Annotated in this window: 15 protein-coding genes; 3 read left to right on the forward strand and 12 right to left on the reverse strand. The window is 59.9% G+C overall.

The window, feature by feature from the left end; translation table 11 throughout:
- The first annotated feature begins 55 nt into the window (after positions 1 to 55).
- The gene (locus BLW03_RS00755; protein ID WP_074651898.1) at positions 56 to 478 is read left to right on the forward strand and encodes a DoxX family protein; all 423 of its coding nucleotides are present in this window, start codon (positions 56 to 58) and stop codon (positions 476 to 478) included.
- A gap of 329 nt (positions 479 to 807) precedes the next feature.
- Here BLW03_RS00755 and BLW03_RS00760 read toward each other — a convergent pair whose 3' ends face one another.
- The 5 genes from BLW03_RS00760 to BLW03_RS00780 form a co-directional block, all read right to left on the reverse strand.
- Complete coding sequence (locus BLW03_RS00760) at positions 808 to 2,052, reverse strand: DUF1501 domain-containing protein (protein ID WP_074651899.1); 1,245 nt, start codon at positions 2,050 to 2,052, stop codon at positions 808 to 810.
- A gap of 138 nt (positions 2,053 to 2,190) precedes the next feature.
- Positions 2,191 to 4,266, reverse strand: a complete 2,076-nt coding sequence (locus BLW03_RS00765) for a DUF1800 domain-containing protein (RefSeq protein ID WP_244501898.1) — start codon at positions 4,264 to 4,266, stop codon at positions 2,191 to 2,193.
- Between the two features lie 227 nt (positions 4,267 to 4,493).
- Positions 4,494 to 6,668 carry an alpha-ketoacid dehydrogenase subunit alpha/beta gene (locus tag BLW03_RS00770; RefSeq protein ID WP_074651901.1) on the reverse strand — a complete coding sequence of 725 codons (2,175 nt, stop codon included), beginning with the start codon at positions 6,666 to 6,668 and terminating at the stop codon, positions 4,494 to 4,496.
- A gap of 490 nt (positions 6,669 to 7,158) precedes the next feature.
- Complete coding sequence (locus BLW03_RS00775; RefSeq protein ID WP_244501899.1) at positions 7,159 to 7,410, reverse strand: hypothetical protein; 252 nt, start codon at positions 7,408 to 7,410, stop codon at positions 7,159 to 7,161.
- A 116-nt stretch (positions 7,411 to 7,526) separates the two neighbouring features.
- Positions 7,527 to 7,946, reverse strand: coding sequence for a hypothetical protein (locus tag BLW03_RS00780; protein ID WP_074651903.1), 420 nt, complete (start codon positions 7,944 to 7,946; stop codon positions 7,527 to 7,529).
- Positions 7,947 to 8,080: 134 nt separating this feature from the next.
- On the opposite strand from BLW03_RS00780, the gene BLW03_RS00785 reads away from it, so the two are divergent.
- Positions 8,081 to 9,025, forward strand: a complete 945-nt coding sequence (locus tag BLW03_RS00785) for a mechanosensitive ion channel family protein (RefSeq protein ID WP_074651904.1) — start codon at positions 8,081 to 8,083, stop codon at positions 9,023 to 9,025.
- A gap of 9 nt (positions 9,026 to 9,034) precedes the next feature.
- On the opposite strand, the gene BLW03_RS00790 is transcribed toward BLW03_RS00785, so the two are convergent.
- The 6 genes from BLW03_RS00790 to BLW03_RS00815 all read right to left on the reverse strand — a co-directional run bounded on the left by BLW03_RS00790 (position 9,035) and on the right by BLW03_RS00815 (position 20,078).
- The gene (locus tag BLW03_RS00790) at positions 9,035 to 11,317 is read right to left on the reverse strand and encodes a PP2C family protein-serine/threonine phosphatase (RefSeq protein WP_074651905.1); all 2,283 of its coding nucleotides are present in this window, start codon (positions 11,315 to 11,317) and stop codon (positions 9,035 to 9,037) included.
- Positions 11,318 to 11,321: 4 nt separating this feature from the next.
- Complete coding sequence (locus tag BLW03_RS00795; protein ID WP_244501900.1) at positions 11,322 to 12,326, reverse strand: YihY/virulence factor BrkB family protein; 1,005 nt, start codon at positions 12,324 to 12,326, stop codon at positions 11,322 to 11,324.
- 43 nt (positions 12,327 to 12,369) lie between these two features.
- Positions 12,370 to 13,503 (reverse strand): tRNA epoxyqueuosine(34) reductase QueG, encoded by a 1,134-nt coding sequence (queG, locus tag BLW03_RS00800; RefSeq protein WP_074651907.1) that lies wholly within the window; start codon positions 13,501 to 13,503, stop codon positions 12,370 to 12,372.
- 83 nt (positions 13,504 to 13,586) lie between these two features.
- Positions 13,587 to 14,870, reverse strand: a complete 1,284-nt coding sequence (locus tag BLW03_RS00805; protein WP_244501901.1) for a glucoamylase family protein — start codon at positions 14,868 to 14,870, stop codon at positions 13,587 to 13,589.
- Positions 14,871 to 14,908: 38 nt separating this feature from the next.
- Entirely contained in the window at positions 14,909 to 16,480 is a 1,572-nt protein-coding gene (locus BLW03_RS00810) for a GH39 family glycosyl hydrolase (protein WP_074651908.1), read from the reverse strand.
- 97 nt (positions 16,481 to 16,577) lie between these two features.
- Positions 16,578 to 20,078, reverse strand: coding sequence for an outer membrane beta-barrel protein (locus BLW03_RS00815; protein WP_074651909.1), 3,501 nt, complete (start codon positions 20,076 to 20,078; stop codon positions 16,578 to 16,580).
- 818 nt (positions 20,079 to 20,896) lie between these two features.
- On the opposite strand from BLW03_RS00815, the gene BLW03_RS00820 reads away from it, so the two are divergent.
- A complete protein-coding gene (locus BLW03_RS00820; protein WP_074651910.1) occupies positions 20,897 to 23,002 on the forward strand; it encodes a putative bifunctional diguanylate cyclase/phosphodiesterase in 2,106 nt (701 codons plus the stop codon).
- A gap of 14 nt (positions 23,003 to 23,016) precedes the next feature.
- Here BLW03_RS00820 and BLW03_RS00825 read toward each other — a convergent pair whose 3' ends face one another.
- Entirely contained in the window at positions 23,017 to 25,230 is a 2,214-nt protein-coding gene (locus tag BLW03_RS00825) for an MMPL family transporter (RefSeq protein ID WP_074651911.1), read from the reverse strand.
- Positions 25,231 to 25,367 lie beyond the last annotated feature (137 nt).

Consider the following 25,367-nt stretch of genomic DNA (forward strand, 5'->3'; position numbering starts at 1 on the left):
ATAGCCACGCGGTCGCACTCCTGTCGACTTAGCCTGAACGTAGAGGTGTTCGTCCATGGCTCGATTCTTTGATCGTCTGCAGCCCTATGCCCTGCTTCTCCTTCGCGTAGTCCTGGGCTGCGCGCTGGTATCGGCAAGCTATACAAAGATCATTCCTCACGGCGGTTTCCACGGTAACAACACCTTCGCGGCCATCGAGCACTGGAACGCCTACGTGATCAAACTGGGTATGCCAGCGTGGCTCGGCACCGTCTCCGCGCTTGGAGAGTTCCTTGGCGGTCTTTGCCTTATCGTTGGCCTGTTCACAAGATTCTTCGGTGGTCTCAACACGCTCACGCTGCTCGTCGGCGTCGCCAAGGTCACCTTCCCGGACTACGGTGCCTCAAAATATCCGCTCGCCTGCATGGCACTTGCGTTCATCGTGTTGGCCTTCGGCGCAGGCCCGCTGTCTCTGGATCGCAGACTCGGTTGGGAGTAATTGCAACATCCCATCAATGCTCTGAGTAATTAACAATTCTGAAACATTCCCCAACATCACAGCGCTGAAAAAAACACCCAGACGAAGTGAAGGCCTCCGATACTCTGGAGGCCTTACATAAAAGGTGGGAAGATTTGGTGCGGATAGGTGAGACCAGGGTCGTAGAAGGGTGACCCCGGCATTATTACTGACTACATCGGATAAGACGCAGTCTCGCTTGAAAGGTTGCGCTGCAAAAGCTGGTCTTTCTGAGTAATCAAGTTGTATACGCAATCAAATCTGAGATGGATTGCGCAAAACTGTTGAAACCATACGCGCGGCGAGCCAGATCAGGCAAATCGCAGAAATTGCGCAGGCGTAACGGAGCCGCCCGGAAAGACTGTACTCAGGTCCCGCGTACCCAATGCGTGATAGGTCGCCTCGCCCAACACCTGCCGAAAATCTGTCGTGATCGCTAAGTCGCGTCCCTCATTTAACTGCTCTTCATCCAACCCAGGCCAGCGGCCATAGACCTTCCCGCCCTTGATACCGCCGCCCAATACAAACATTACATTTCCGTGACCGTGATCCGTACCGCCCGTGCCGTTCTGCCGCGCCGTTCTTCCGAACTCACTCATGGTCACCAGCGTGATCTGTTCTGCGTCCTGGCCCATGTCATTCCAGAAGGCGGCAATCGCTTCGCTGAACTCTTTTAGCCTGTTGGACAGGCGTCCGTTTACGCCGCCCTGCGCCTGATGCGTATCCCAGTCGCCGATGTCGGCGAAGGCCGCCTCTACTCCAAGGTTTGCCTTCATCAACTGAGCGATCTGCTTCAGGTTGTTGGCGAATGGCGAATTGGGATAGACCACACCATTCGCCGGTTGGTAGTGCGCCGGATCGGTCGCCTTCAGCATGCGCACAGCTTCGAACGTCTCCTGCCCCTCGCCGCTCAGGATGCGGTCATGGGTGCCCGCGTACATCGCCTGAAATGCGGCAGAGGCAGCAACACCCTGTGCGCCTTGTCCGCCCACCGAGAAATTTGCAACATTTGAGACCGCGACAGCCGGAAGACGCCCCTGCAGCGTGCGCGGAACCTGCGTCCCCAGAGCGACAGCACGGAAGGCGCTCATCGCCTTCGGGTCGATTCGTTCCGCCTGCAGCGCGCGATTCAACCAGCCGTCCTGGGTGCTCTTAATGCCCGGCGTGCCACTCTCCATATAGTCCTGCGCGTCGAAGTGCGAGCGCGTCGTGTCGGGCGATCCCACGGCATGGATCGCCGCAAGATGACCTTGCTTGAAGAGCGGCAACAACGGCGCCATGGCTGGATGCAATCCAAATTGCCCATCCAGATCGAGCACCTCGTTGGGCTGCAATGCGATGGATGGCCGCATGGCGTAGTAGTTCTTCTCCTTGTACGGCACGACGATATTCAAGCCATCGGCCGCGCCCCGCTGGAAGAGCACGACCAGTTTCTTGCCGTTAGCCTGCGCCGCCGCCTGCTCCGCCATCACACTGCGCACCAGGAAACTCGGCACGGTGGCCGTACCCACGAGCGCCAGGGCGCCATTTCGAACGAAAGCTCTACGAGAAAACATCTTTGGTACCCCCCACCGGTTTCGCCGGCGACTTCAGCTCTTTGGACCGACTAGACCGAAACGTTCGGCGCGCGACTCCGTTCGGAAGACCGCCAATCGGATGCGACCTTCTTGAGTGCTCTACTGCCATGAGTGGCACTACCGTCGCTGAAACTCCGGTGAACCGAGCAACAGTCCTGCCATCGCAGCAGCCTGTTTATCCGCGGGAGCCGGACCGGGCTTGATGACTGCCACACCCAGTCCACGCGGTGGAGCCATTCCCTTCTGCGGCGGCGGGCCCTTAACCTTACCGGCCATCATCGCGTCCAGACGATCCTGCTGCTGCGCCTGCTTCTCCGCATCGGTCAACTGACGCGTGCCAGTCGCGGAGAACTGTTGTGCTGCCTGCTGCGCCGTCGCATCGTTTCCCTGCGTGATTACAGCGGTCCGCGTCTGGGCGCTCACGGGTACTTCAAAGAGCCGCGATTCCAATAGCGATTCCTTGCGGCTGGCGTCAGGATCCGCCGCACCCGAGCCCGAAGTCAGGGATACAGGACGGATCGTCGGCGCGCCACTTGCCAGCACAGGCATCCAGTCCACCGTTGCCCCGCCAATGCGATTCGTGCTGAGCGACAGGGAGAAGTTCATCCGGTTGATGAGTGCGGACGATGACAACCAGGTAGCCTCATCCCACTTGTAGCCGGTCGGCGGCTGGCAGCCATACAGCGGCATGCCGAGTTGCTGCAGTGACTGGATCAATGGCTGCGGATTCGATATCTCGGCGCCACTCGCGCGAACCGCGCTGGTGACATACTCCAGCGGCGTCTTCAGTTTGGCATTGACCGTTGCCGTCGTGAAAAATTCCGGGGAATGCACCATCGCGCGGAGCACCTGCTTGATGTCCCCGTTGCTCGTAAGGAAGGCTTTGGCCATGCGGTCGACCATGGCCTGTGGCGGACTGTCGCTGACGAAGCGCTGCGCAATTTCTGTCGAGATAAAGTGCGCAGTCGCCGGGCTGGTCGCCAGCATGTGCAGCGCCTGGTACCCCTCTTCCTCACCGCTTGGCTGGATCGTCCTGCCCAGCACCGTCTTCGGGCCCGGTTCGTGCCGATTCATGTTGAAGTTGTAGGCGCCACCATCGTATGGCCGGTCGAGTGTCCAGCCGGTGAAGACCTTCGCCAGTTCGGTGACATCCTTCTGCGTATAGCCGCCATTCACGCCGAGCGTATGCAGCTCCATGACCTCGCGGGCGTAGTTCTCGTTCAGGCCCAGATCCTGCTTGTTCTTCGGATTCTTGTTCGCGCGCACCGCTGCGATGGAGTTCGGTCCCATGCTGGTTGCGTTGTTCAGATACATCAGCATTGCCGGACTTTGCGCCGTCGCAATCAGCAGGTCTTCAAACTTACCCAGGGCGTGCGAGCGAATCGTCTGTTCGTAGTCGGGGAGCACCGCCGGTATCTGGCCGTTCGCACCCACGAAGACATTAAAATGATTCAGCCAGAAGTCGGTCATCACCGCTTCAAGCTGACGCTCCGAGTAGATGTCCCGCAGCAGCCTGGCTCCCTGCGTCTCCGCGTTGATCATGCGGTTGGTACCAGAGAGCGCCAGCAGCGTCTCTTTCTGCAATGGCGTCATGCCGTCCGTCAGCTTCGCCTCCAACGGCCCGCGGGCTCCCTTCCGTAGGGCGATCAAGTCGGCCGGCGGCATGCTCAACAGGCGGCCATAGCGATCGTTCGGGGCGAGCGACACCAGCGAATCGACCTCAGCCTTCGGCATCGCTGGAGTGCTCTGTTCCAGGTTCACGACCGCTGCCTGCGCCTGGGCGGCGACGCTCTGCGTGGAACCATTCATCATCATGGCGTCCGCAGTGCCGGTTTTGGCAGCATCAGCCTTGGCCTTGTTCTCGCGGATCATCTGGTAGAACTCGACCTGGTCACCGACGATAGCGCGCAGTTCGGGGTCATTCGGCAGCACGCCGGTCTTGGCGATCTGTCGCAGCGTCGCCGGTTCCGGGTACCGACGCAGACGATCGCTCTGTGTCATTCGAAGCGCCGGGTAAGCATCCAGTCTGCCCTCAAATGCGCTGTCGTTAATGGTTTGAGGCTGCAACTGGCGCTCGAACCATGATTCGACTCCAAGAGACTCAAGCGAAAGGAGTTCCGACTTTGTTGGGCCGAAGGTGAGACGATTCAGAATCAGGTTGGCGCGCGCTTCTTTGTCCAACGGACGCGTCACCGGCGCTGGCTTTTTTGCAGCGGTCGCGCTCAGCGGTCCGAGGGCTAAGCAACCACATAACGCTGCGGAAAGCATGAAACGAAACCGGTGTTGAGCGATGCCCATGAAGCACCTCGGGGCTGGATCTCAAGGCGACCAAAGCCGCCGGACTCCAGAGAAAACCCAGTAGCCGCAGCATTGTTGCGGCTACTACTAGTTTCCGAGGTCATCTTACGCCCGCGGGCGGGCTAGAACGCTGCCAGTTCCGCCATGGCTTTATACAGGTGCTCTGTCTGGGGCAGGATCGCGTCCTCCAGAATCGGCTGGTAGGCCACAAAGGTGTCCATGCCGGCAACGCGGCGGACAGGCGCATCCAGATCGTGGAAGAGCTCGTCGGCGACGCGCGCTGCCAGCTCCGCGCCGAAGCCCCAGCTCCGCATGTCCTCGTGCGCGATGATGACGCGGTTTGTCTTGCGGACGCTCTCGGCGATCGCCTCAAAATCGTACGGCGAAAGCGAGCGGAGGTCGATCACTTCCACGCTGATGTCCTGCTCCCGTTCGATCTTCTGTGCCGCCTGCAGGGCCCGCGGAACCACCGCGCCGTAGGTGACAACCGTAAGATCGGTGCCAGCCTTCACTGTCTTCGCTTTGCCGAACGGTATAGCGTATTCCGGTCCCGGATAGGGCGCGCGGCCGTAGGCTTCCCGGTAGAGGCGCTTGTGCTCCAGGAAGAGTACGGGATCATCGCAGCGTATCGCAGTGCGCAGCAAACCTGCTGCATCGAGGGCGTTCGACGGCATCACGACGCGAACACCGGGGGTGTGCGTGAAGATGCTTTCGCCCGACTGCGAATGATAGAGCGATCCCCCTGTCAGGTAGCCACCGATCGGAACACGGATCACCAGCGGCGATGAGTGGTTACCGTTCGACCTCCAGCGGAATACCGATAACTCGTTCCGCATCTGATGCATAGCAGGCCAGATGTAATCAAAGAATTGAATTTCTACAACGGGCTTCAGACCACGCGAGGCCATGCCGATGGCGCGGCCAACAATGTTTGCCTCGGCAAGTGGCGAGTTGAAGACACGGTCCGATCCAAACTCGGTCTGTAGACCGGCGGTGATCTTGAAGACACCGCCTTTACCCTTCAGCGTGCCGGTCTTCAGGTGCTCATCCCGCGTGGCATCCGCAACGTCCTCGCCGAAGATGACGATGCGCGGATCGCGCCGCATCTCGTCCCGCAGCGTGTGATTGATCAGGTCCGCGATGGTGTGATCAACGGCATCTTCCAGCTTTACTTCCGTCGCAAAGACAGGATCGGTCGGCTTCAGATCCTCGGAATAGACGTGCTTCGTGATGTTCTCGACCAGCGGCAGAGGTGCGCCCAGGGCGACATCTGCAGCGGCTCGCACCTCGTCATCGACTTCCTTCTTCAGCAGGTCAAGCGCTTCCTCGGTCAGGACGCCCTCGCGCAGCAGCAGAGCCTCGGTACGGCCAAGCGGATCGCGAAGAGCATCTGCCTCAAGCTCAGAGGGATGACGGTACCAGCGCTCATCGTCACTTAGCGCGTGGGAGTAGGGCCGGATGACATGGCCATGCACCAGTGCGGGCCCCTTGCGGGCGCGGCAATAGGCGACCGCCTCCTTCATCGCCTCATAGCTGGCGACAGGATCAGTGCCATCCACTTCGGCAAAGTGGAAGTGCGGGAAGTTGGCCACCAGGCGCGAGATGTTGCCGCCCGGGGTGTTCGCCTCTACCGGCGTGGAGATGGCATAGCCATTGTCTTCCACGACAAAGATCACCGGCAGGCGCTTGTTCGAGGCTGTATTCAGCGCCTCCCAGAACTCGCCCTGCGAAGTGGAACCCTCGCCAATGGAGGTGTAGGCGACCTCGTCCGACTCGAAGCTGACGTCTTTGAAGCGGCGATAATCTCCTGCGCCGTAGTCGCCTTCGGCGGACTCAGGATGATCCGTAAAGTAGATGCCTGCCTCGGCGCAGCCAACCGCGTGCAGGCACTGCGTTCCGGTAGCCGAGGAGGGAGAGACGAGGTGGATGGGCTTGCTGGTCCAGTGGGACGGCATCTGCCGGCCACCGCTGCCGGGGTCGTCCGCACCCACCGCCTGCAGCAACTGGTCGGTCACGGTCTGTCCCAAAGCTAGGCAAAGCGCGCGGTCACGATAGTACGGGAAGAACCAGTCATAGCCGGGCTTGAGTGCAAGGCCCGCGGCAACCAGCAGTGCCTCGTGTCCGGCGCAGGAAATCTGGAAGAAGATCTTCTGTTGACGCTTCAGCAGGATTTCGCGGTCGTCCGTCTTCCGCGACAGGTACATCAGCCGGTAAAAGCGGATTAACTCTTCGCCCGTTAGGGAACCAAGCGCACTCTCTGCCTTCGTCGTCCCTGCTGTCGTGGTGCGTGCCGCCATGCTGTTGCCCTTGTCCCGAAGATCCGGTCCACCGTCACGACGCCACGGCCTTCCCTGCTGATTGTAAAGCGGTAGCGCCTGCAGCGCATCCGGCGCCCCGCCGGAGTCCGGGGCTTAAAGCTTGCATCGGGAACGCAGATAAGGCAAACGTCGCGGATTGGCGGCGGGATGCGAAGGTGTCACTCAGCACCGCCGCGCCCGGAACCGATCTGCCAGGGAGGCTCTCTTCAAGCCCTCGATCTTCAGACCGCGATGGCTTCCCCCTCTGGCTTTCGCTAGCGCTCGCGGTCCCGCGCAGCATTCGCGCCCAGATGGTCCCGGCGAAGGCTGCCAGCGTGCTTGGTGTTCATCGGCTACTGGCGATCTATCGTAACGGCAGTAGCCCGGGTGATGCCGAGAGCACAGCGGGCCTACGGCGTCGTGAATGCCGCCGCAGCTCTGGCGTACGAGCCGTCGGACCGATCGATCGATCAGATCCATTGATGTGGCGCTACTGTCGCATGCGATCTTTCACGGACTTCGCGAGTTTCTCGATCTGATCGGCCTGCTTAATCACCTGGACGGACAATTCGTCCTTTTTCGTCTGGTCCACGGCCGACTTTAACTGTTGCGCCATGGCAACCAGTTGGTCGGCGTCGGCCAGCATCTTCTTCTGACGGTCTTCCGCAACCATCTCTGCCCGTGCATGCTCTGCAGCCTGCACAGCCGATGCGATGTGCTGCTGCGCGCGGGCAGAAGCCATCAGAACGCTCATTGCAAGAACAACCCTGAACAGTCGAACGAGGTTCAACATCCCACACCATCCACACGGCCCGTGCCGGCATCCCTTGCCGACATGCGGTTCCGCCAGGCAGGCACTCAGTCCCGCATCTGGTCCTTCACCAACCGCGCCAGCTTTGCAATCTCATCGAGGCGTTTTGCATCATCGGCAGTTGCTTCCCGCGTCGCAAGTTCCGTCTTCAACTGTTGCGTCAGCTGCAGCAGCCGGTTGGCGCTGTCAACCATACGCTTCTTTCGTTCCAGTTTGCGAGCGGCGTCGCGCCGATAAATCATCGTGGGGGAGTCAAGCTCACCCGCAAGATCGGGCGTGTGCATGCTGCCAACTCCAGTGCCGATGCCCGTACCACTTCCGCCAATCGACCGAGCGCCAACGCCCTGGGTTGTATTCATCGTGGGATAGCTGGGGGCCTGGGAAAAGAGAGCCACCGGGGAGAGGATGACCATACCCGCGGCAAGCCAGGCAGGCAGCAGAGAGCGTAAGGAAATCGGTGCCTGCATAACGCCTCCCTGCCCTCGTCCCGACGTACGTGGCTTCGCCCCGGCTTGCAGCAGTCGATGCAGTGCGCGATGCTGAATGGGGCGTGCCTTTGCCACATAGTATCCCGGCTTATCGGCCACAGGTTGTCACTCTTATGTCTTTGTTGATCCAACTCGCACTCGTTGTGACGGAACCGGAAACTTCTTTCCGCGAGCTCGGCCATAGCTGGCACACGGACATTGTCGACTTCGTCCGGCATGACGCTCCGAAGATCGTGGTGATCCTGCTGGTGTCGTTCGTACTGCAGCGGATCGTGTCTTTCTTCGTGAATCGCATGCGGCGGGTCGCCGATGCCTATGCCGGCCACAATCAGCGTGCGTCGCAACTTCGGACGGTCGCAGCGATCCTGCGCGCCACGTGCTACGGCCTCATCGGCTTCATCGCCCTGATGCAGATTCTGCCACTCTTCAACATTGATCTGAAGCCCCTGCTGGCATCAGCCGGTGTCGTCGGCCTGGGCATCTCCTTTGGTGCGCAGTCGCTTTTCAAGGACATGCTGAACGGCATCCTCATCCTGATTGAAGATCAGTTCAACGTGGGCGACGTGGTGAAGCTGGCGGGGCTGACCGGTACCGTGGAAGATCTATCGCTGCGCGCGACGACCCTGCGCGATGGCGACGGCACGCAGTACTTCATACCCAACTCGCAGATCGCGACGGTGTCGAACCTGTCACGCGAGTTCTCCGTGGCTTCCCTTTCGGTCTCCGTCGATGCATCCGCCGATCCGGACCGCGTCATTGCGTTGCTCCGCGAGGTCGCCATGGAGGTTCGCAACGACGCTGCCTTCAAGAACGTCGCCATCTCTGACGGAGACATTCTCGGCGTCGACAAGATCATTGGCCGTGAGGTCATCTATCCAGTTAACTTCCGCGTCAAGGCGAATCAGAAAGACGGGATCCTTCGCGAACTGCGGCGGCGTGTTCTGCAGCGGTTCGATAAGGAAGGCATCCCGCTCGGCACGCAGACCAGCACGGTCGTCATGCAGGGCCTGCCGGATCCCACGATCACACAACAGGCGCCCTCCCTCTCCGGGAACTAGGGCACGGCCCTACATCTTGCGCGCAAGCACCAGGGTGATGTCGTCCGGCTGTTCGCCGCCACCGATCCATGCATCCAGTGCCGCCATCACCTCGTGCGAGATCACCTCGAGCGGTTGATCGCGGTGCTGATGCACCACCTCCAGCAGACGGTCTTCGCCGAACTCGCCAAAGTCATTTTCGGGCTCCGTGACGCCGTCCGAGTAGGCGATGAGCAGGTCACCCGGATCGAGCGCGACTGTCTCCTGCTCGTAGTGCATACCATCCATCAGGCCGACGACGGTACCGCCTCTGTCCAGGCGCACGATACGTCCATCGCGCTTCATCACGAAGGGCGGTAGCTGCCCGGCGTTGGCGTAGGTCAGGCGACCGCTGGCGTCGTCGTAGTGTGCCAGGAAGAGTGTGGCGTACTTCTCCGGCTGCGTGGAGCGGTAGAGGTGTTTGTTCAGCAAGGAAAGAATGCGGGCTGGCGACTCGAACAACTCACCGCACTCCAGTGATTCCTGGTGCGTCAGAGCGCGGGCACTGTCGCCAAAGAGTTCTTCGCTGGCCAGGCGATAGGCACGAACGGCAGAGTGAAGCGTCGCCATCAGCAGCGCGGCCGAGATGCCCTTGCCGCTGATGTCACCCAGCGCGAGGCCAAGGCCGGTAATCCTTCGGGCGTTGTCATGGTCATCGTGGAAGACGAGGAAGTCGTAATAGTCGCCGGAGACGGTCCGCGCGGGACGGCAGATGCCATGCAGCTGCAGCGATGGAACGCGCACCGAAGCCCGCGGGAAGAGGTTCGCCTGGACCTCCTGCGCGATGCTCAGTTCGCTCTGCATCCGCTCCTTCTCCTTCTGCTCTTCAATCAGCTTGCCGAGCGACCACGACATGCGATTGAACGACCGGCACAGATCCGCGAGCTGATCGTCGCGTTGCACCTGGATGCGATGCGACAGGTTGCCACTATCGATGGAGAGCGTCGCCGCGTACAGATCTTCGACGGACCCCGTCATCGTCTTCGTCAGCCGTATCGCGACGTAGAAGGCAAAGATCTCAAAAATCGCGAAGACAAGGCAGATGAGGAGAAAGGCCACCCGCACCGTGTCGGTGATACGACCTGTCAGGCCGGCTCCGAAGAGCTGTTCGAACAGAATCGACGGGCGCGACTCCACATTGAAGGGGACGGACTGAATATTACCCGTCTCCCAGTCGACGACGGAGAGGGTGGAAGGAAAGCGGACGCCGTAGTCGAAGAGCGAGGAAGCAGGAGGTCGCGCGCCGCCCACCAGGCGTGTCCGGCGCAGTTCCCTGGCGGTCAGGTTGGTGCGGTGCGTCTGCTGCAGAACAAGGCCAGGTACGAGCGTCACCTGGCCAAGACCCTCGGCCACTCCATTCAAGAGCTGCTCTGAGACCGGCACGCTGCCGATGACCGTCACGGTATGGTTGTTGCCGGCGGGCACACGATCCACGACCGCCATGTAAAGCACGCCGCCATCCGCAACGAAAACCTTCAACTGGCCGAAGCGGCGCTTGCCTACCCAGTCGGCCAGACGCAAGGGGCTGCGCGCATTTCCTGCAAAGCCAGGGGTATCGATGGGCTTTTCGTCGATATAAACCGCACGCTGCCGATTTGCAGGACCACGTCCCACGCCGTTCGCCGGACCATTTGTGCCAGGGCCACCGTTATTCGGCAGATTGCTCGCAGTCACCGGACCAGACGTAGCCGTAGCCGCGGGCGTACTCGCGACCACTGGCTGGTTACCCGCCGCAGGACCGCCTCCGCGAGTTGCGGCACCTGGGCCGTCGGGACCGCGCATCAGGCTTTCGACACTGGCGCCGTTCTCCAGCCGTCGTGCCAATCCGAACGCCATACCGGCGTCGGTCGTTCCCATGCTGTCCAACTGCAACTGCAGGTGCGACGCGACGAGATGGATCGCAAACTGTCCTGCAGCCACATATGCCGACAGAAAGACCAGCGTGAAGAACAGCACGACCGGCGTAAGGCCGATCAGAAGATACGTCAGAATCAGCTTGTTCCGCAGTCGCCACAACATCCCATGCCGGGCAGCTCGGTACAGCAGCGGGATGCCCGCCAGCACAGCGAGAGCGAGCATGACCCAGCGGAGAAAGGACGCTGCGTCTCCGATGATGCCGGGCAGATAAGCAAGCAGAAAGAACAGCGCGACAAGACCCCAGATCACGCGGACCCAAAACGGTATGCGTGTCCAGGGGCCCGGCGAAGGTGCACCCGTAGCCGCGTAGAGCGGGTCAGAGACATTCTGCTGGCGTGGACGAAGCACTAGCGGCATCGAGTCACTCTGCCTCCGCCGCACGGGCCATGCGCAAGGCATGGCGAGTCGCGGAAAAATGTGCTCCGGCCAGCAGCATCAGGCCGCTGAGAAACGCCCACAGCATCAGTCCGACGGAGATCTGAAAAGGCCCATACACATCCTGGAAGTTGAGGTGCGGCAGCGTGAGGATGTAAAGATGCTTCGCACCCTCCCACAGCAGACCTGTCACGACAGCGGTGGGCAGAACGGCTAACGCAGGAATCTTTCGGTTCGGCAGTATCCAGTAGATCAGGAAGAACAACATCACGGAGCTCAGCGTCGCGAGCACACTGATGAAGCCTTTCGACAGCACGGCGTACGCAATGTTGTCTGTATGCCCCATGAACAGGAAACCGAGCACAGTCTGCTGCGCAGAAGACACACCGATGGAGAACATCGCCAACAGCCCTACAGAGAATGCCAGCCCGAGCGACACTGCCTGATTGTGCAGGTAGCTCCTGTTTTTCGAGACGCGCCAGACGTTATTCAATGCCACTTCCAATGGCAGGAAGACACCAGTGCTGCTGACCAGCAGCATGCCTACGCTGAAGAACTGAACGCCCTTGTGCGGATGGACCAGCAGCTGCATATTCCGCATGACGAAGTCCTGTCCCGTGGGCAGGTAGTTGTACATCAGCTGACTCACCACCGTGACCATGGCTGGCGAATGAAAGACCACGCGCGAGATGGTCAGCAGCAGCACGATAAAAGGAAAGAGCGACAGGATGACGTTTGCCGCAACCGAGAAGGCATACGTGTGGACGCTGGTCTGAGTCAGGTACCGCAGTAAGGCGATGATCTGCGCGCCGGAGCCGCCTTCAACCGGTTCGGGCCACAGCTCACGCTCCCCCGGGGCGGCCTTCGCCTCTACCGGAACGACCTCATCCGGCTCTTTCGGCGCTGCGGCTTCGTAGGGCGGCGTAATGAATGGCATAGGCTCGCAACGGGCCTCCATCCGCCCGGTTCCAACGATGCTAGCAGAGGCCATCCGGCGTTATCTGCTCTTCTTCAGTGACTTGCGAGGACGACTGCTACAGGGACGTCGCACTCCCCGCAATTTGTTCCAACGCCCAGAGCGCCGCTTCGCGCAGCATCTCGTCCTCACCCGCAGCCCATGCCTCCAGACGCGGCACATGGCACGCATCGTGACTATTGCCCATGGCGATCGCCACGTTGCGTTGCAGCCTGCGACGACCAGTTCGTTCCAGGGGAGATCCGCGGAACCGGCGTTTGAACTCCGGTGTGTCGATCGCCGCCAAGTCCTCAAGCGAAGGGTTCACCAGCGCCGTCCGTGCCTGCATGTCCTGCGCCGTGCCGATTGGGGCCCGTCGATTCCACGGGCAAACGTCCTGGCATATATCGCAGCCGAAGACCTGCCGTCCCATCTGCGGACGAAGCGACTCATCAATGCTGCCCTTCTTCTCAATCGTCAGATAGGCGATGCAGCGCGAAGCATCCATCTTCCGCGGCGCGATCAGTGCGTCCGTCGGACACGCATCGATACACCGCGTGCACGTGCCACAGCGATCTGCTGTGGGCAACAACACCGCTTCGTCGGACAACGGCAGCGACGTGAGAAGGACGCCCAGCAGCATCCACGATCCCTGGCCCTGATTCAGAACGCACGTGTTCTTACCGATCCATCCGATGCCGGCAAGCTGCGCGAACCACCGCTCCACGACCGGGCCGGTATCGACATAACAACGAGTCTGGATCGCTTCTTCACCTGCAGGAACCGTCGCGTGCAGATCTGCCTCAACCTGCTTCAGCCGCGCCAGCAGCACCTCGTGGTAATCCGTTGGGACGGAGTCCTCGCCAGTCCCCGTCCCGCTCCACGCATACCGCGCAATCCATCCCGCCCCCGCAGGTGCCGCATCCACAGAACGCGGCTGCGCGCTGTTGTAATTCACGGCACACAGCACCACGGAGCGCGCCCACGGAACGGCCCGCTGCAGCGATGACCGCAACGGTACGCCGTCCGCGTCCGCACGCAACATCCAGGCCATGTCGCCCGCGAAGCCAGCGCGAGCCCATTCCGTAAAGCGCTCGCTCTGCAGACGCTCCTGAGGAGAGTCGCGCTCCGGCACAGCCGCAACGCCAGCCAGATCAAAGCCAGCGCAAAGCGCACGTGCCACAAGTTGTTCGCGAAGCCGCGGTGTGATCATGGTCGTCTCAACTCACCCCATTATCGCGTTCGCGAGGGGGGAGCTGGAACTTGCGATGACGCACGCCGTGACGACTGCGATCCCTAAAGCAGCTTGTCGGGGCGGAAGCCTGCTTTGCTGAAGGCGAGTGAGACTTCAGGATTCTTGCTGAAGGTATCCCAGACAAAGCCGCTGCGGAGGTTTTCTGCCATCAGCATTCCGATGCCGAGGTCGATGCCGAGAACGTCTGCGTTATACCAGTCCAGCTCGGGATTCAAGGCGTCCGTGAAGCCATAGCGTCCCCAGACTTTGTCGCCGCGGCGCGCCAGGTAGCGGAGGACGCGCAGGCACTCGTTCGGCCGGAACGGCAGAGAGCCTGCCGCAGCATTCGGCACAACGCTGCCGTCCAGCCTGCCGATCTTTGGCGGTCCTCCCCATGCCTGATAACCGGTCCTGGAGTCGGAAGCACTGATGCCCCAGTAGTCCTTCGAGTAGGGCTTTCCCAAGTCGAGACAGAACTGCTCGTGCGCCCGCGTGGCGATGACGGAATTCTCGAAATAGTTCGCGAACTCGTCGCGCTTATAGCGGAAATCAAAGTATGCGTGGCTGTATTGATGAACGAACAGCGGATCCGATCCGCTGAGGTAGATGAACTTTTTGTACTGCATGCGCGGCCGCGAGAAGGCCGACCACACGGCCGGATCCACCGGGTGCGTGGGCGATGCGATGGCCAGCAAAGGGATCATCATCATCTCGCAGTAGTGTCCCCAGTTGCTGGGGATGAAGCCCGTCTTCGGTCTCCAGCCCATCGAGAAGACGTTTCCTTCACGCAGCAGCCAGGGCCAGTCCACGCGGTTGTAGATGGTGGTTGCCAGATCCACAATCTCTTTGTCCTTAGAGAAGTGAACACGCGCGGTCAGCACACCGCATAGCAGCAGCGCAGTATCGATGGAGGAGACTTCGCTCCAGGACTCGGGCTTGCCGGTCTCAATGTGGTTGAAGTGGTAGAAGAATCCGTGCTCATGCGGCAGTGACGTTGCATGAAATCGCAAGGTCCGCAGAACCTGAGCGCGTGCCTGTGCGCGCGGCAGATAGCCCCGCGTGTCACCGATGCAAAGCGCCGTCAAACCAAAGCCTGTTGCGGCGATGCTGGCGCTGGTGCGTGGATCGCGCTTCCCGTTGTTGCCATAGAAGGCCGCGCGATCCAGAACCTGTCCTGTAGCAGCACCACTCTGCTCTACGAAATACAGGCAGGCGCGACGCTCCATGTCATCCAGGAGGTCGTCATCCGCTTTGGATAGCCTGCTCTTCCCAGGCAGTGTTGATTCCTGGACCTCGGCAATTCCTATGGACGGCAGAAGGGCGGTCGCGGCGCTTCCTGCGAGCAAGGAAAGCGCCTGCCGCCGACTCATCAAGTGCTGCATGTTTACCTCGTGATTCTTAATACAACCAGACCCTGAGCAGGAACCACGATCTCGATTGCACCTTGAGACAGGTGCGTATGTTCCGCCGGCGACATCGCACCTGCGGCGCGGAGCTGTGCGACCTGATCGCGCGTCAAGTCGGCAGGAGGCCGCTTCATCGCGTCGAAGGCTGTGTTCGCATCTCCATGTTTCGAATCCACACGCAGCACTTCCACTTTCGCATTCTTTGCAACGTGATCCAGCTGCAACTTGAAGTGCTTGTCTGGTCCAAGTGACGCCGGGGGCGCGGTGTATGTCGCGCCCGTGCCTGCGGGCGGTGCGTAGTTCCACAGTGCGATGGTGACCGCATCGTTCGATTGCGTTGCCAGCGCCGAATCCGATGCAACCGCGATGCGACGGTCTCCCAATGTGTGCAGCATGCGAAAGGCATTGAGCGATGCTTTTGGAATCCCATCCGCTGCAACGAGGCCGAAGCCGCCATAGAACGGCGTTCGATTCACACCCTGCTCTTCAAAGACATCGGAGAATGCCCAGTACGCCATGTCCTGCACAAGACCGTCGCACAGGCGGATGGTGTTTGCCACCCACGGGCCCATATAACTGGTGTCCGTGACATTCGGCTCATTGGCATAACTGGCGTTGTATTCCGAGAAGTACAAAGGGAGATTCGGAAATGCAGAAGCCGTGATCTGATCACGCACCTTCTTTACTGAGCGATACACCATCACATCGCGCGGGATGTTTTCATTCGTGCCGAAGACGTCCTTCGCCTGATCGTTCGCATACACGTGGGTTGAGACGAAATCGACCGGGACGTTCGCGCTTTTCGCGTGGGCGAGGAAGGCATCGACCCACGCAGCCTGTGCGGTCGATGGTCCACCCACCTGCAGCTTGGGCGAGACGGCCTTCAGTGCGCGCGCCGTGTGATCGTACAACTCCCAGTAGGTCTGCTGCTTTGGATTCCCTGCCCAGAAATCCAGGTTGGGTTCATTCCACACTTCGAACTTCCACGTCGCGACTTCGGCGATGCCGTAGCGAGCGATGACATGCTCGGCGAAGGCACGGATCATCCTGTCCCACTCGTCATAGTTTTTGGGCTGAGAGACATTCGGGTGATACCAGAAAGGATGAAGCGCATTAGGATCAGACGCCATCTGCTTCGGCGTAAAGCTCAGTTCCACGTACGGGTGCACGCCATTGGCCAGTAGCCCATCATAGATCTCATTGATGTAAGTGAAGTTATAGGCCGACGTATCGTGTGCGGCCTCCGCGGCAAGCCCGGGATTCTTTGTGACGCGGTTCGGATCGTACAGACCCACCTCATCCATCAGGATCCCGTGGAAGCGAATCTGCTGAAAGCCCGTGGCCTGCTTCACGGTGCGCAGATCATTGCGGTAGCTCTCACGCAGGGACAGGATCGCGCGTCCGGAGCCAAAGGTCTGCTCCCAGAAATGCGGAAAGGGTGTGGTCTGGGCCTGCGCGTCCACGTGGATGGCCTCAGGAGCCTGGGCGATCGCACTCGAAGCAAATTGCAGAGAAAGCAGCAGTGGTACAAGTCGTGCGAAGTTCAACATGATCTCCTCCCTGTTGGATGACTGAAGAAAAGGATCCGATAGCAGAAGAGGCGCGCCATTCCGGCGCGCCTCAATCTTCTTCAAACCCGCGCTTACGTTAGAAGCTAAAGCGCGCCTGTAGGTTTACGATACGTCCGGCGAGTCCCTGGTTATAGGTGCCGAAGTTTGCGGAGGTGATGTCCGTGACCACGGAACCCGGGCTGAGGTTCGTGATGTTGAGCACATTGAACGCATCCATGCGGAATTCAAGACCAGTGCTCTCGCCGAAGAAACGTGATCCCGGCAGAGCAAAGTTCTTGGAGATGCTCGCGTCGAGATCCTGGTAGCGCGGACCATCGAGCGAGTTGCGCGCAACTCCCGGCAGCGACGGCAAGCCATACGCCGAACCGGTCGAGGGAATGCCAGTTGTAGGAACACCGAAATAAGGCTGACCTGCCCCGGCACGCGGGAAGTTCACATTCGTAGTGCCCGTCTGCTTCATCGCGTTCACACTGTGGTCCTTACCACCGGTACCGGTGTAGAAGGTGGGTCGCAGTGTGGTGTACCCGCTGGTGCCGTAGTACAGGTTTCCACCCGGAACGTTATACGTCGGAGTGAATGGGAAGCCGGTATGGATGTTATAGATGCCCGTGACGGTCCAGCCATCGCCGAGGGTGTGAGCAAATCCATGCCCCTTGAAGAAGTTCGGCTGCCACATGCCGAAGACCTTGGCAGCCTTTCCGAAGTTGTAGTCGGAACGGCCATACGCCAGCATTGGATTGAACGAGTACGAATCGATGTAGTACGGCGACGAACCCTGATCCATGGTCTTGGCCCACTGAAAGCTGGCGTCTATTGAGAAGCCATGCGACATCTGCTTCCGGACCGATGCCAGCAACTGGTTGTTATTCGCAGTGCCGGTGTTTGTGAAGTAAGCAAGGTTGGAGACGAGTGGATTCACGGCATAACCCTGCGTGTAGGTGCGAACATACGCCTGGCTCTGCAGGATCAGGTGACGGGTCAGGCTACCCTGGTAGCCAACCGTTGCAACAATGCCCATGGGAAGCTCGAACTGGCTGTCCAGCGAGAAGTGTTGCGTGTAGATCGTCGGCACCGTCCCGGGATAGGCAACGATGCTTGCTCCACCGGCGGTCGGTAGATTGGCGGCGTTGTAGCCACCGACTGCATGCGGATTGGACGGATACCCGAAGAGCGAACTGGGATCGCCGGCGACGGCGTAGACGATATTGGGATCGGTCGTTGCAACGCCGTTTACAATCCTGCTGTTGTTGTAGCTGGCATTCAGGATGTACGGAGGATTGTTGCCGGAATTTCCCTGAATCGCAATCTCGTTCTGGTTGAAGTTCAAGCCGTAGCCACCGCGCAGCACCATGTGGTGGCGAAGTGCGTCCGGGTTCCATGCAAAGCCAAACTGCGGTCCGAAGTTGGTCTTCTGCGCTTGGCTGAGTGGTCCACCCGTACGAACGGTCATACCGGTGTACATGGCAGATCCCTGTCCGAACTGCACAACACCGATGTTGTTCTGCTTGGAATTCAGAGGCCCGAAGTAGCTCCAACGCAGCCCCATGTTCAGCGTCAGATTCGGCGTGACCTTCCAGTCATCCTGCGCGAAGAAGCCCCAGATGGTCGTCCGCTCATCCTGACGGTTGGTGCCTGGCGTACCGGTTGCCGAAAGGAAGGAGCCAGATTCTGCATGCGGCGCGTCATTCAGGAACGTCCACATGTTGTAGAAGTTATAGGCGGGACGGGCCGTGTACGTGGGGTTATTCAGGTAATACAGGCGTGTCGCTTCACCACCGAATTTCACGATGTGATTGCCAGTCGTCCAAGTGGCCACGTCTTTGTAGTTATAGGTGTGCTGGTTCAACACGCTTGGCCCGGGCGCGCCGTAATAACCGACCGAAATGTTATTCGATCCGAGCGTATCTACCGTTGAAGTGGGCAGGCCGAACGGTGCCTGCGGATTGCTGCTGACCTCGTTCCAGCGATAGCCTGCATCGTTGCCACGCGCCTCATTCAACAGGTTCGGCGAAAACACGTGATTCCAGATGACGGTGTACGCGTCATTGATCTGATTGTGATGAAAGAGGTCATAGACGCGTCCGGGGCCGCCCTGGTTCGTGCGGCTGAGCGGTACCCAATAGATGGCGAATGCAAGGTGATCCTTCTTCGTCACATCGCCGTCCAGGCGGCCGTTGTACTGCTGGCCAATTTGTACGGTGGGGTTGGTAAACGAGTACTGAGCGATCGTGGGAGTATTGGTCAGTCCGCCGCCGACGCCCGGGTTGCTGGTGCTTGTCCACGTGGTGTCCTGCGTGCCGCGAGCGCCCGCAATGGGCGATCCCAGGTTCAAGGCGCCACCTACCGTGCGGCAGTTGACGCCTTCCTGGAAACCAGCCGTGGCGCAGCTCTGGTTGATCTGTGTCGCATTTACCGGAGCGTTGCCGGCAAAGTTGAGATAGGTGGATGCGATGCTGCCGCTGGCAGCCAGCGCCGCAAACTGCGGCGTCTCAAACCATCCCGTCGCAGGGACCGAGGTGCTGTCGCGCTGTGTCTCATAATTGAAGAAGAAGAACAGGCGATCGCGAAGAATGGGCCCGCCGATGCTGCCACCGAACTGGTTGGAACGCGTTGCGTCGCGTAGCAGGCCGCGCTGTGCCGGTGTACCGGGATTGAATGTGCCCGTGCCGTTGTAGCGCTGGTACGCATTCAGGCCCGGGCGGTTGGCGCGCAGGAACAGGCTGCCATGAAACTGGTTGGTGCCGGTCTTTGAGTTCACCTGGATCTGTGCGCCGCTGAAGCGACCGTTCTCTGCATCGTAGCCATTCGAGACCACGCGGACGGAGCCAACCGAATCCTCAGACGGCGTGATGATGGACGCGCCTCCCCACACCGCAGAGACGGTGCTGACACCATCAATCGAGATACTATTGTTGCCGTTTTGTCCGCCGTTGGCATTTGCCTGGGGAGCATTCTCCGTCTGGAAGATGCCGTTGGAGCGGCTTGCTGCTCCAGGCCCCGCTGTTCCCGGCAGATTGGCATTGCTGGTGCCGCTTGCCGCCTGCGAACCGTCGCCGAACACGCCGGGCGCGAGTTGAGTCAACTGGAAGACGTCGCGACCCGCTGTCGGCAGATGCTGAATCTGGTTTTCCGTCACGGTGCCGCCAATGGTGGCACTTGCGGTATCCAGGACCGGCGTGGAATTCGACGTCACATCGACCGTTGTGTTTTGCGAAGCAATAGCGAGCTGAACGTTTACGCTGTTCGGCGCATCCGGCGTGATGGAGAGATTGCTAAGCTCCTTTGACGTGAAGCCGGCAAGCACCACAGAAATCTTGTAATGATCTGGCGCCAGGCCATTAAAGCTGTAGGAACCGCTGTCATTCGAAGTCGTGGTGAGGACCCGATTCGTCTGGAGATCCGTCAGGGTGACTGTCGCTCCGGGCACGACAGCGCCGGAAGCGTCGCTCACGGTTCCGGAAATCGAAGCGCGGAACTGCGCGGAAGCGGTGCCCGTGCACGCAAGTGCAAGAGGGAGTAGAAACTTGGCGCCTGCAGGAAAACGGTGACGCATATTACGGGGGGATTTGGACTTCATGGTGCCTCCAAGATGAAAACGCGGCCTTCCCTCGCCTCCAGAAATATCTGGATCGGGCGGGGCTTTGGCGGATGACGCGGGGGATCGACTGTAGCGGGGGAGCCCGGTGTACACAGTCGCGCGCGGAACGTTTCGAACCACGTTCAGTGGCCTAGATGCCATGTCGGGTCGGCGAGGTGTCCAGATGTCCGGGAGTGGCGTGACTCGACGTTTGCAGGACGTTCATTTACTTCATAAGTCGTCTTTTGGAGGCGGAGAGGCGTTCGCCGGACAGCGCCAGCTGCGCACTACTTCATAAACACATCGCTCGTATATTTTCGACTGAATCAAAATTGCGTTCTGCGTTTGGCACAGCCTGCTTAGGAACGGCAATCAACGCATCGAATGTTCTGTAGACGACACTTCCCGTGGTGCATGTGCAGTTGATGACCGGCGTCATCAAGATGCGTGCCAGGGCGCTCCCCGCAGAATGCAGATGTTAGCGCAGCGTTCCCAATGCACAACCGGAGGCTTCCATGCGACAGCAACCACTCTTCCGTTCCGCCATCAGGCAGCAAAGCACCAAGCTACCTCGCGCCGCCGCCGCGCGACTGAACGCTGGCCCCTTTAACAATTCTTGAGTCCTCGAGATCAATGTCCTTTGACCGGAAGGCCAGACATCACGGCGGTCGGCGAAGTTATGGCATTGAGGGCACGTCGAGCACGCTGAAGCATCCCCAGATCGACATCAAGAGCCTTCTGGGGCAGCACCTTGGCAAGACTTGGAAACTCCCTCATCCACAGACCCCAGGGCGCTCTCCCAGGCGCACGGTGATTCCATGAACGCAGGAAAGCATCAGTCGAATCAGTCTCCCGAAAAACTGCTCTTAGACAATCCGCTTGAACCAGGCACGATCGATTTCACCGTGGAGCAAGGGAGCCTTGTCGCGGAAATCCTGGAGCACACCTCAGACGGTGTGTTCATGCTGGATTACGAGTGGCGCTTTATCTACATGAACGCCCATGCACGCGACCTGGTCAGCACCGGGGCAAATTTGATTGGCCGAGTGGTGTGGGACGAGTTTCCGGCTGCGCACAATCTCCTGTTCTGGGACGAGTATCACCGCACGATGGAAGAGCGGGTTCCCTCCCAATTTAGTGCCCACTATCCGGAGCCACTTAACGCATGGTTCGAAGTCCATAGTTACCCCACTCATCGGGGAATCAGCGTTTTCTTCCGGGATATCACGAAGCGCCGAGCGGAGGAGGAACGGCTCAGGCTACTGGAACAGGCGATCTCGTCGGCCCCCATGGGCATCTCGATCGCTGAGTACAAAAGCGTTCACGAGTGCCCGATCATCTATGTCAATCCAGCCTTTGAGGACCTGACCGGATACTCTCTGCAGGAGGTGATAGGGTCCGACTGCCGTTTTCTCCAAGGGTCCGAACTCATGCAGAGCGGCCGTGGCGAACTGCAGCTGGCAATTGCTCAGCACAGACCGGCAAAGGTAGTCCTGCGCAACTATAAGAAAAGTGGGCGACGGTTCTTCAATGAAGTCCACCTGTCCCCTGTCTTTGACCAGCATGGGAACGTGAGTCATATCGTCGGCATCCAGAATGACGTCACGGAATACCTCGAGACAAAGGCAAGACTCGCCAGACAAGCGGAATATGATTCGCTGACAGGTCTTGCGAATCGATACCTCCTCACCGACCGCTTGAAGGAAGCACTCGAAACAGCGGAGATCCGGGGCACACAGGTTGCCGTCGTCATCTTTGATCTCGACAACTTCAAACACATGAACGACCGGCTCGGACATATCGAGGCTGACCGGCTTTTGATCCAGATTGCCAAGCGTCTCAATTCCGTCGCGGAACCTGGAGACACTGTGGGAAGACTTGGTGGCGATGAATTTGCGCTGATCCTGGTGAACTGGTCGGATTCGGCCCGCCTGCATAAGCAGTTAGAGCGGCTGCTGCAGGAGATACGAAAGCCGATCCGCTGCGGCAACCAGGAGTTGATCGTCACCGGGAGTGCTGGAGTCGCTACCTACCCCCAGGACGCCAGGGACGTGGAGCCGCTGTTGCAGATGGCGGATCTCTCCATGTACTGGATCAAACGCTGCGGGAAGAACTCCTTCCGCCTCTATAGTCCGGAACTGCGTTTCAATGACAACGAGCCGCTCGACGTGGCTGTGGGCTTCCGTAAAGCGCTTGCCAATGGAGAGTTCGAGCTCTATTACCAGCCGAGAGTCGATACACAGACGAAGCGAATCCTGGGCTTCGAGGCCCTCATCCGTTGGCAGCACCCGCAACGTGGGTTTCTTCTGCCGGCGCAGTTTATTCGGATTGCTGAGGACACGGGCCTGATCCATGAGATCGGATCCTGGGCGTTGCAACATGCGCTGGAACAGAACGCCGCTTGGCGTATGGCAGGGCTGGAACCGGTAGTCATGTCGGTCAACGTCTCACCCGCGCAGATCCGAGACCCGGACTTCCCTGCCTTCGTCGAAGAGGCTCTTCGCGCGACAGGTCTGCCCGCCTCGTCGTTGGAACTGGAACTGACGGAATCAATTCTGATCGACAACGCAGATCTCGCGGATTCCACGCTGCGCGCCTTGAAGCAGCTCGGCGTTCGCATTGCCATCGATGATTTCGGCGCAGGCTGCTCTGGTCTTCATTACCTTTCTAGTTTCCCGGTAGACACCATTAAGGTCGACCACTTCTTCATACGCGACATCGCGACCAACAAGACCGCCGCGATTATCTGCCGATCGGTCCTTAAACTGGGCCAGTCATTGGGACTCTTCACCGTTGCGGAAGGTGTAGAGACGCAGGATCAGGTCTCGCTGCTTAGGCGATGGCGATGCAGCGAACTTCAGGGATTCATGTTCGCGAAACCGATGCAGAGTGAGGATGCGGGACGAGCCCTGGCGAATATGTAGTTGCGCCGATGTGCTTACTCCTCTGCGACCTTCGGCTTGCCGAGACCACCGGGCCACCAGTTCCAGTCGCCTGCAAGGCGAAGCAGTGCCGGGCCGATGATGATGCGCACGATGGTCGCGTCGATCAACACGGCGACCGCCAGCGTGAAGCCGATCATCTTGACCACAAGGAAGCCGCCAAAGGTGAATGCGGCGAAGACCACGATCATGATGGCAGCGGCGCTGGTGATGAGGCCTGCAGTCCGTGCCATGCCCTCCGGAATAGCTTCCTCTTCACTCAAGCCGCTGCGCCGTGCTTCCAGCACGCGCGCTACAAGGAAGACCTCATAATCCATGCTCAGCCCGAAGACGATCGCGAAGGTCACGATTGGTACAAGCGGGAAGATACTGCCCGTACCGCCGGGAACTCCAAGGAACCTGCTGCCATAGCCGTCCTGAAAGACAAGCACTAAGGCACCGAAGGATGCTGCCACCGAGAGGAGATTGAGCGCGATGGCCTTCACCGCAACGAAGATCGATCGGAACCCGGCAAGCAGTGCGAGGAAGGTGCCGCCGACAACAAGCCCCATCACGAACGGGAAATGCTGACGAATGAGAGTTTCATAGTCAGCATTCAGCGCCGGAATTCCGCCCACCAGGAGCGTTGCACCGGGTACGCCTGTCAGCGTAGGTGCACCCGTCCTGCGAAGCTCACGCACCCAGTCGACCTGATCGCGCAGTGAGACATTGCCCTTGGGCAGCACCTGCAGAAGCGCAGCTTTTCCATCGCTGCTTAGGAGCGTGCGGCGCGTCTCCCGCGACAGCTCCGTCAGCGAGGCGCGGTTGCCCTCGGCGATGGTGGTAATGGAGATCACGCGGTCCGTGCGTGGATCACTCGCGATGCGCTTCGTGATTGCATCGACTGCATTCCAGCCCGAGTCCGTCTGCGAGATAGAGTCTTTCGGCAGCTCGACGATGATGCGTAACGACTCAACGATGCCACCACGGTCCATGTGTTCCAGCGTGTGAAGCGCATGGACGGACTCCGCCGATTGCGGCAGCCAGTCGCCCTGCGGGACGCTGGTGTCGAGATGCCGCACCTGCAACGCGAGTACTGACAGAGGAATGCCCGCGACCACTAACGCAATCCACGGATGTGCGACGATGACCTTTCCCCACTGTCGCCAGCGAACGCCTGTCCGCTCGGCACGATGCGAATCGAGCTTGGGTGCGAACGGCAGGCGCCCGAGGTCGATGCGACGCCCCAGCAGCGCCAGCACCGCGGGCACGAGGGTGTTGGTGAGCAGCACGCTGAGGCCCGCCACGAGGAACCCTGCGATGCCGATCGAGCGAATCTCACTGATGGGCACGGTCAGCAGCGCCAGGAATCCGATGCCGACCGTCGAGGCCGAGATCAGCAGCGTGCGCCCCGCCTGACGCGCGGCAAGTACCGACGCTTCCGACGCGCTTAGGCCGGTTGCGATGGCTTCGCGGAAGCGGCTGACCATCAGCAAGCCGTAATCGATGCCAAGCCCAAGGCCCAGCATCGTTGCCAGGTTCTGCACGAGGATGGAGAGGTGCCAGCGATGCGCCAGGAACCCTGTGATGGCCAACGTCGTTGCGATGGCAAGCTGACCGACAGCCAGCGGGATTAACGCCGCGACGAGGCTGCCAAAGGCTACCAGCAAGAGTGCGAGTGTCGCGGGAATGACCAGGCTCTCACCGCGACGCACATCGTCTGCACTTGCCTTACGAATGTCGAAGTTAAGGGGGATCTCGCCGGTGAGCTCAAGCTTTATCTGCGGATAGCGCCCTTTGAGCTTGCCCTCAAGAGAAGTGGCAAGCTGGTGCAATCCCGGAACCAGCGACTCCACGGAAGCATCGGCCGAAGCGAGTCCAACGAGGACGTACGTTCCACCGCCGCGTCCAAGGAAGATGGGGTCGCGCAGATCGAGATACGAGACGACGCCGGAGACACCGGTCTGCGCCTTTAGAGCCGCAACAATTGTCCCGAGCGCCTGTGCGCCTTCGTCGGACGTGGCCGGCGGAATACCTTCTACGACGAAGACGACCTGATCCACGAACGGGGATCGGAAGCGGTTCGCCAGTGCATCGCGAACAGTTTCGGCCTGGCTGCCTTCCACGCGGGTCGCGGTCTCGAGGGAACGCTCTGCATGAAAGGAGAACGGGAGCAGCGCAAGCGCTGCCACAAGGATGATTCCAGCCACCAGAAACCGGCGAAAATGCATAGCGTTCATCATGTCATAGACGCCGACAGGCCCTGATCAATGGCTCGCGGTCTCCGCGGTGGCATCAAAAGTCCGGCTTGATATTGCTTGGAGCGGCACATAGGCTAATCCATCAGCATCCAACAGCGGGTAGATAC

It is taken from the genome of Terriglobus roseus, assembly GCF_900105625.1.
GTDB classification, from domain to species: Bacteria; Acidobacteriota; Terriglobia; order Terriglobales; family Acidobacteriaceae; genus Terriglobus; species Terriglobus roseus_B.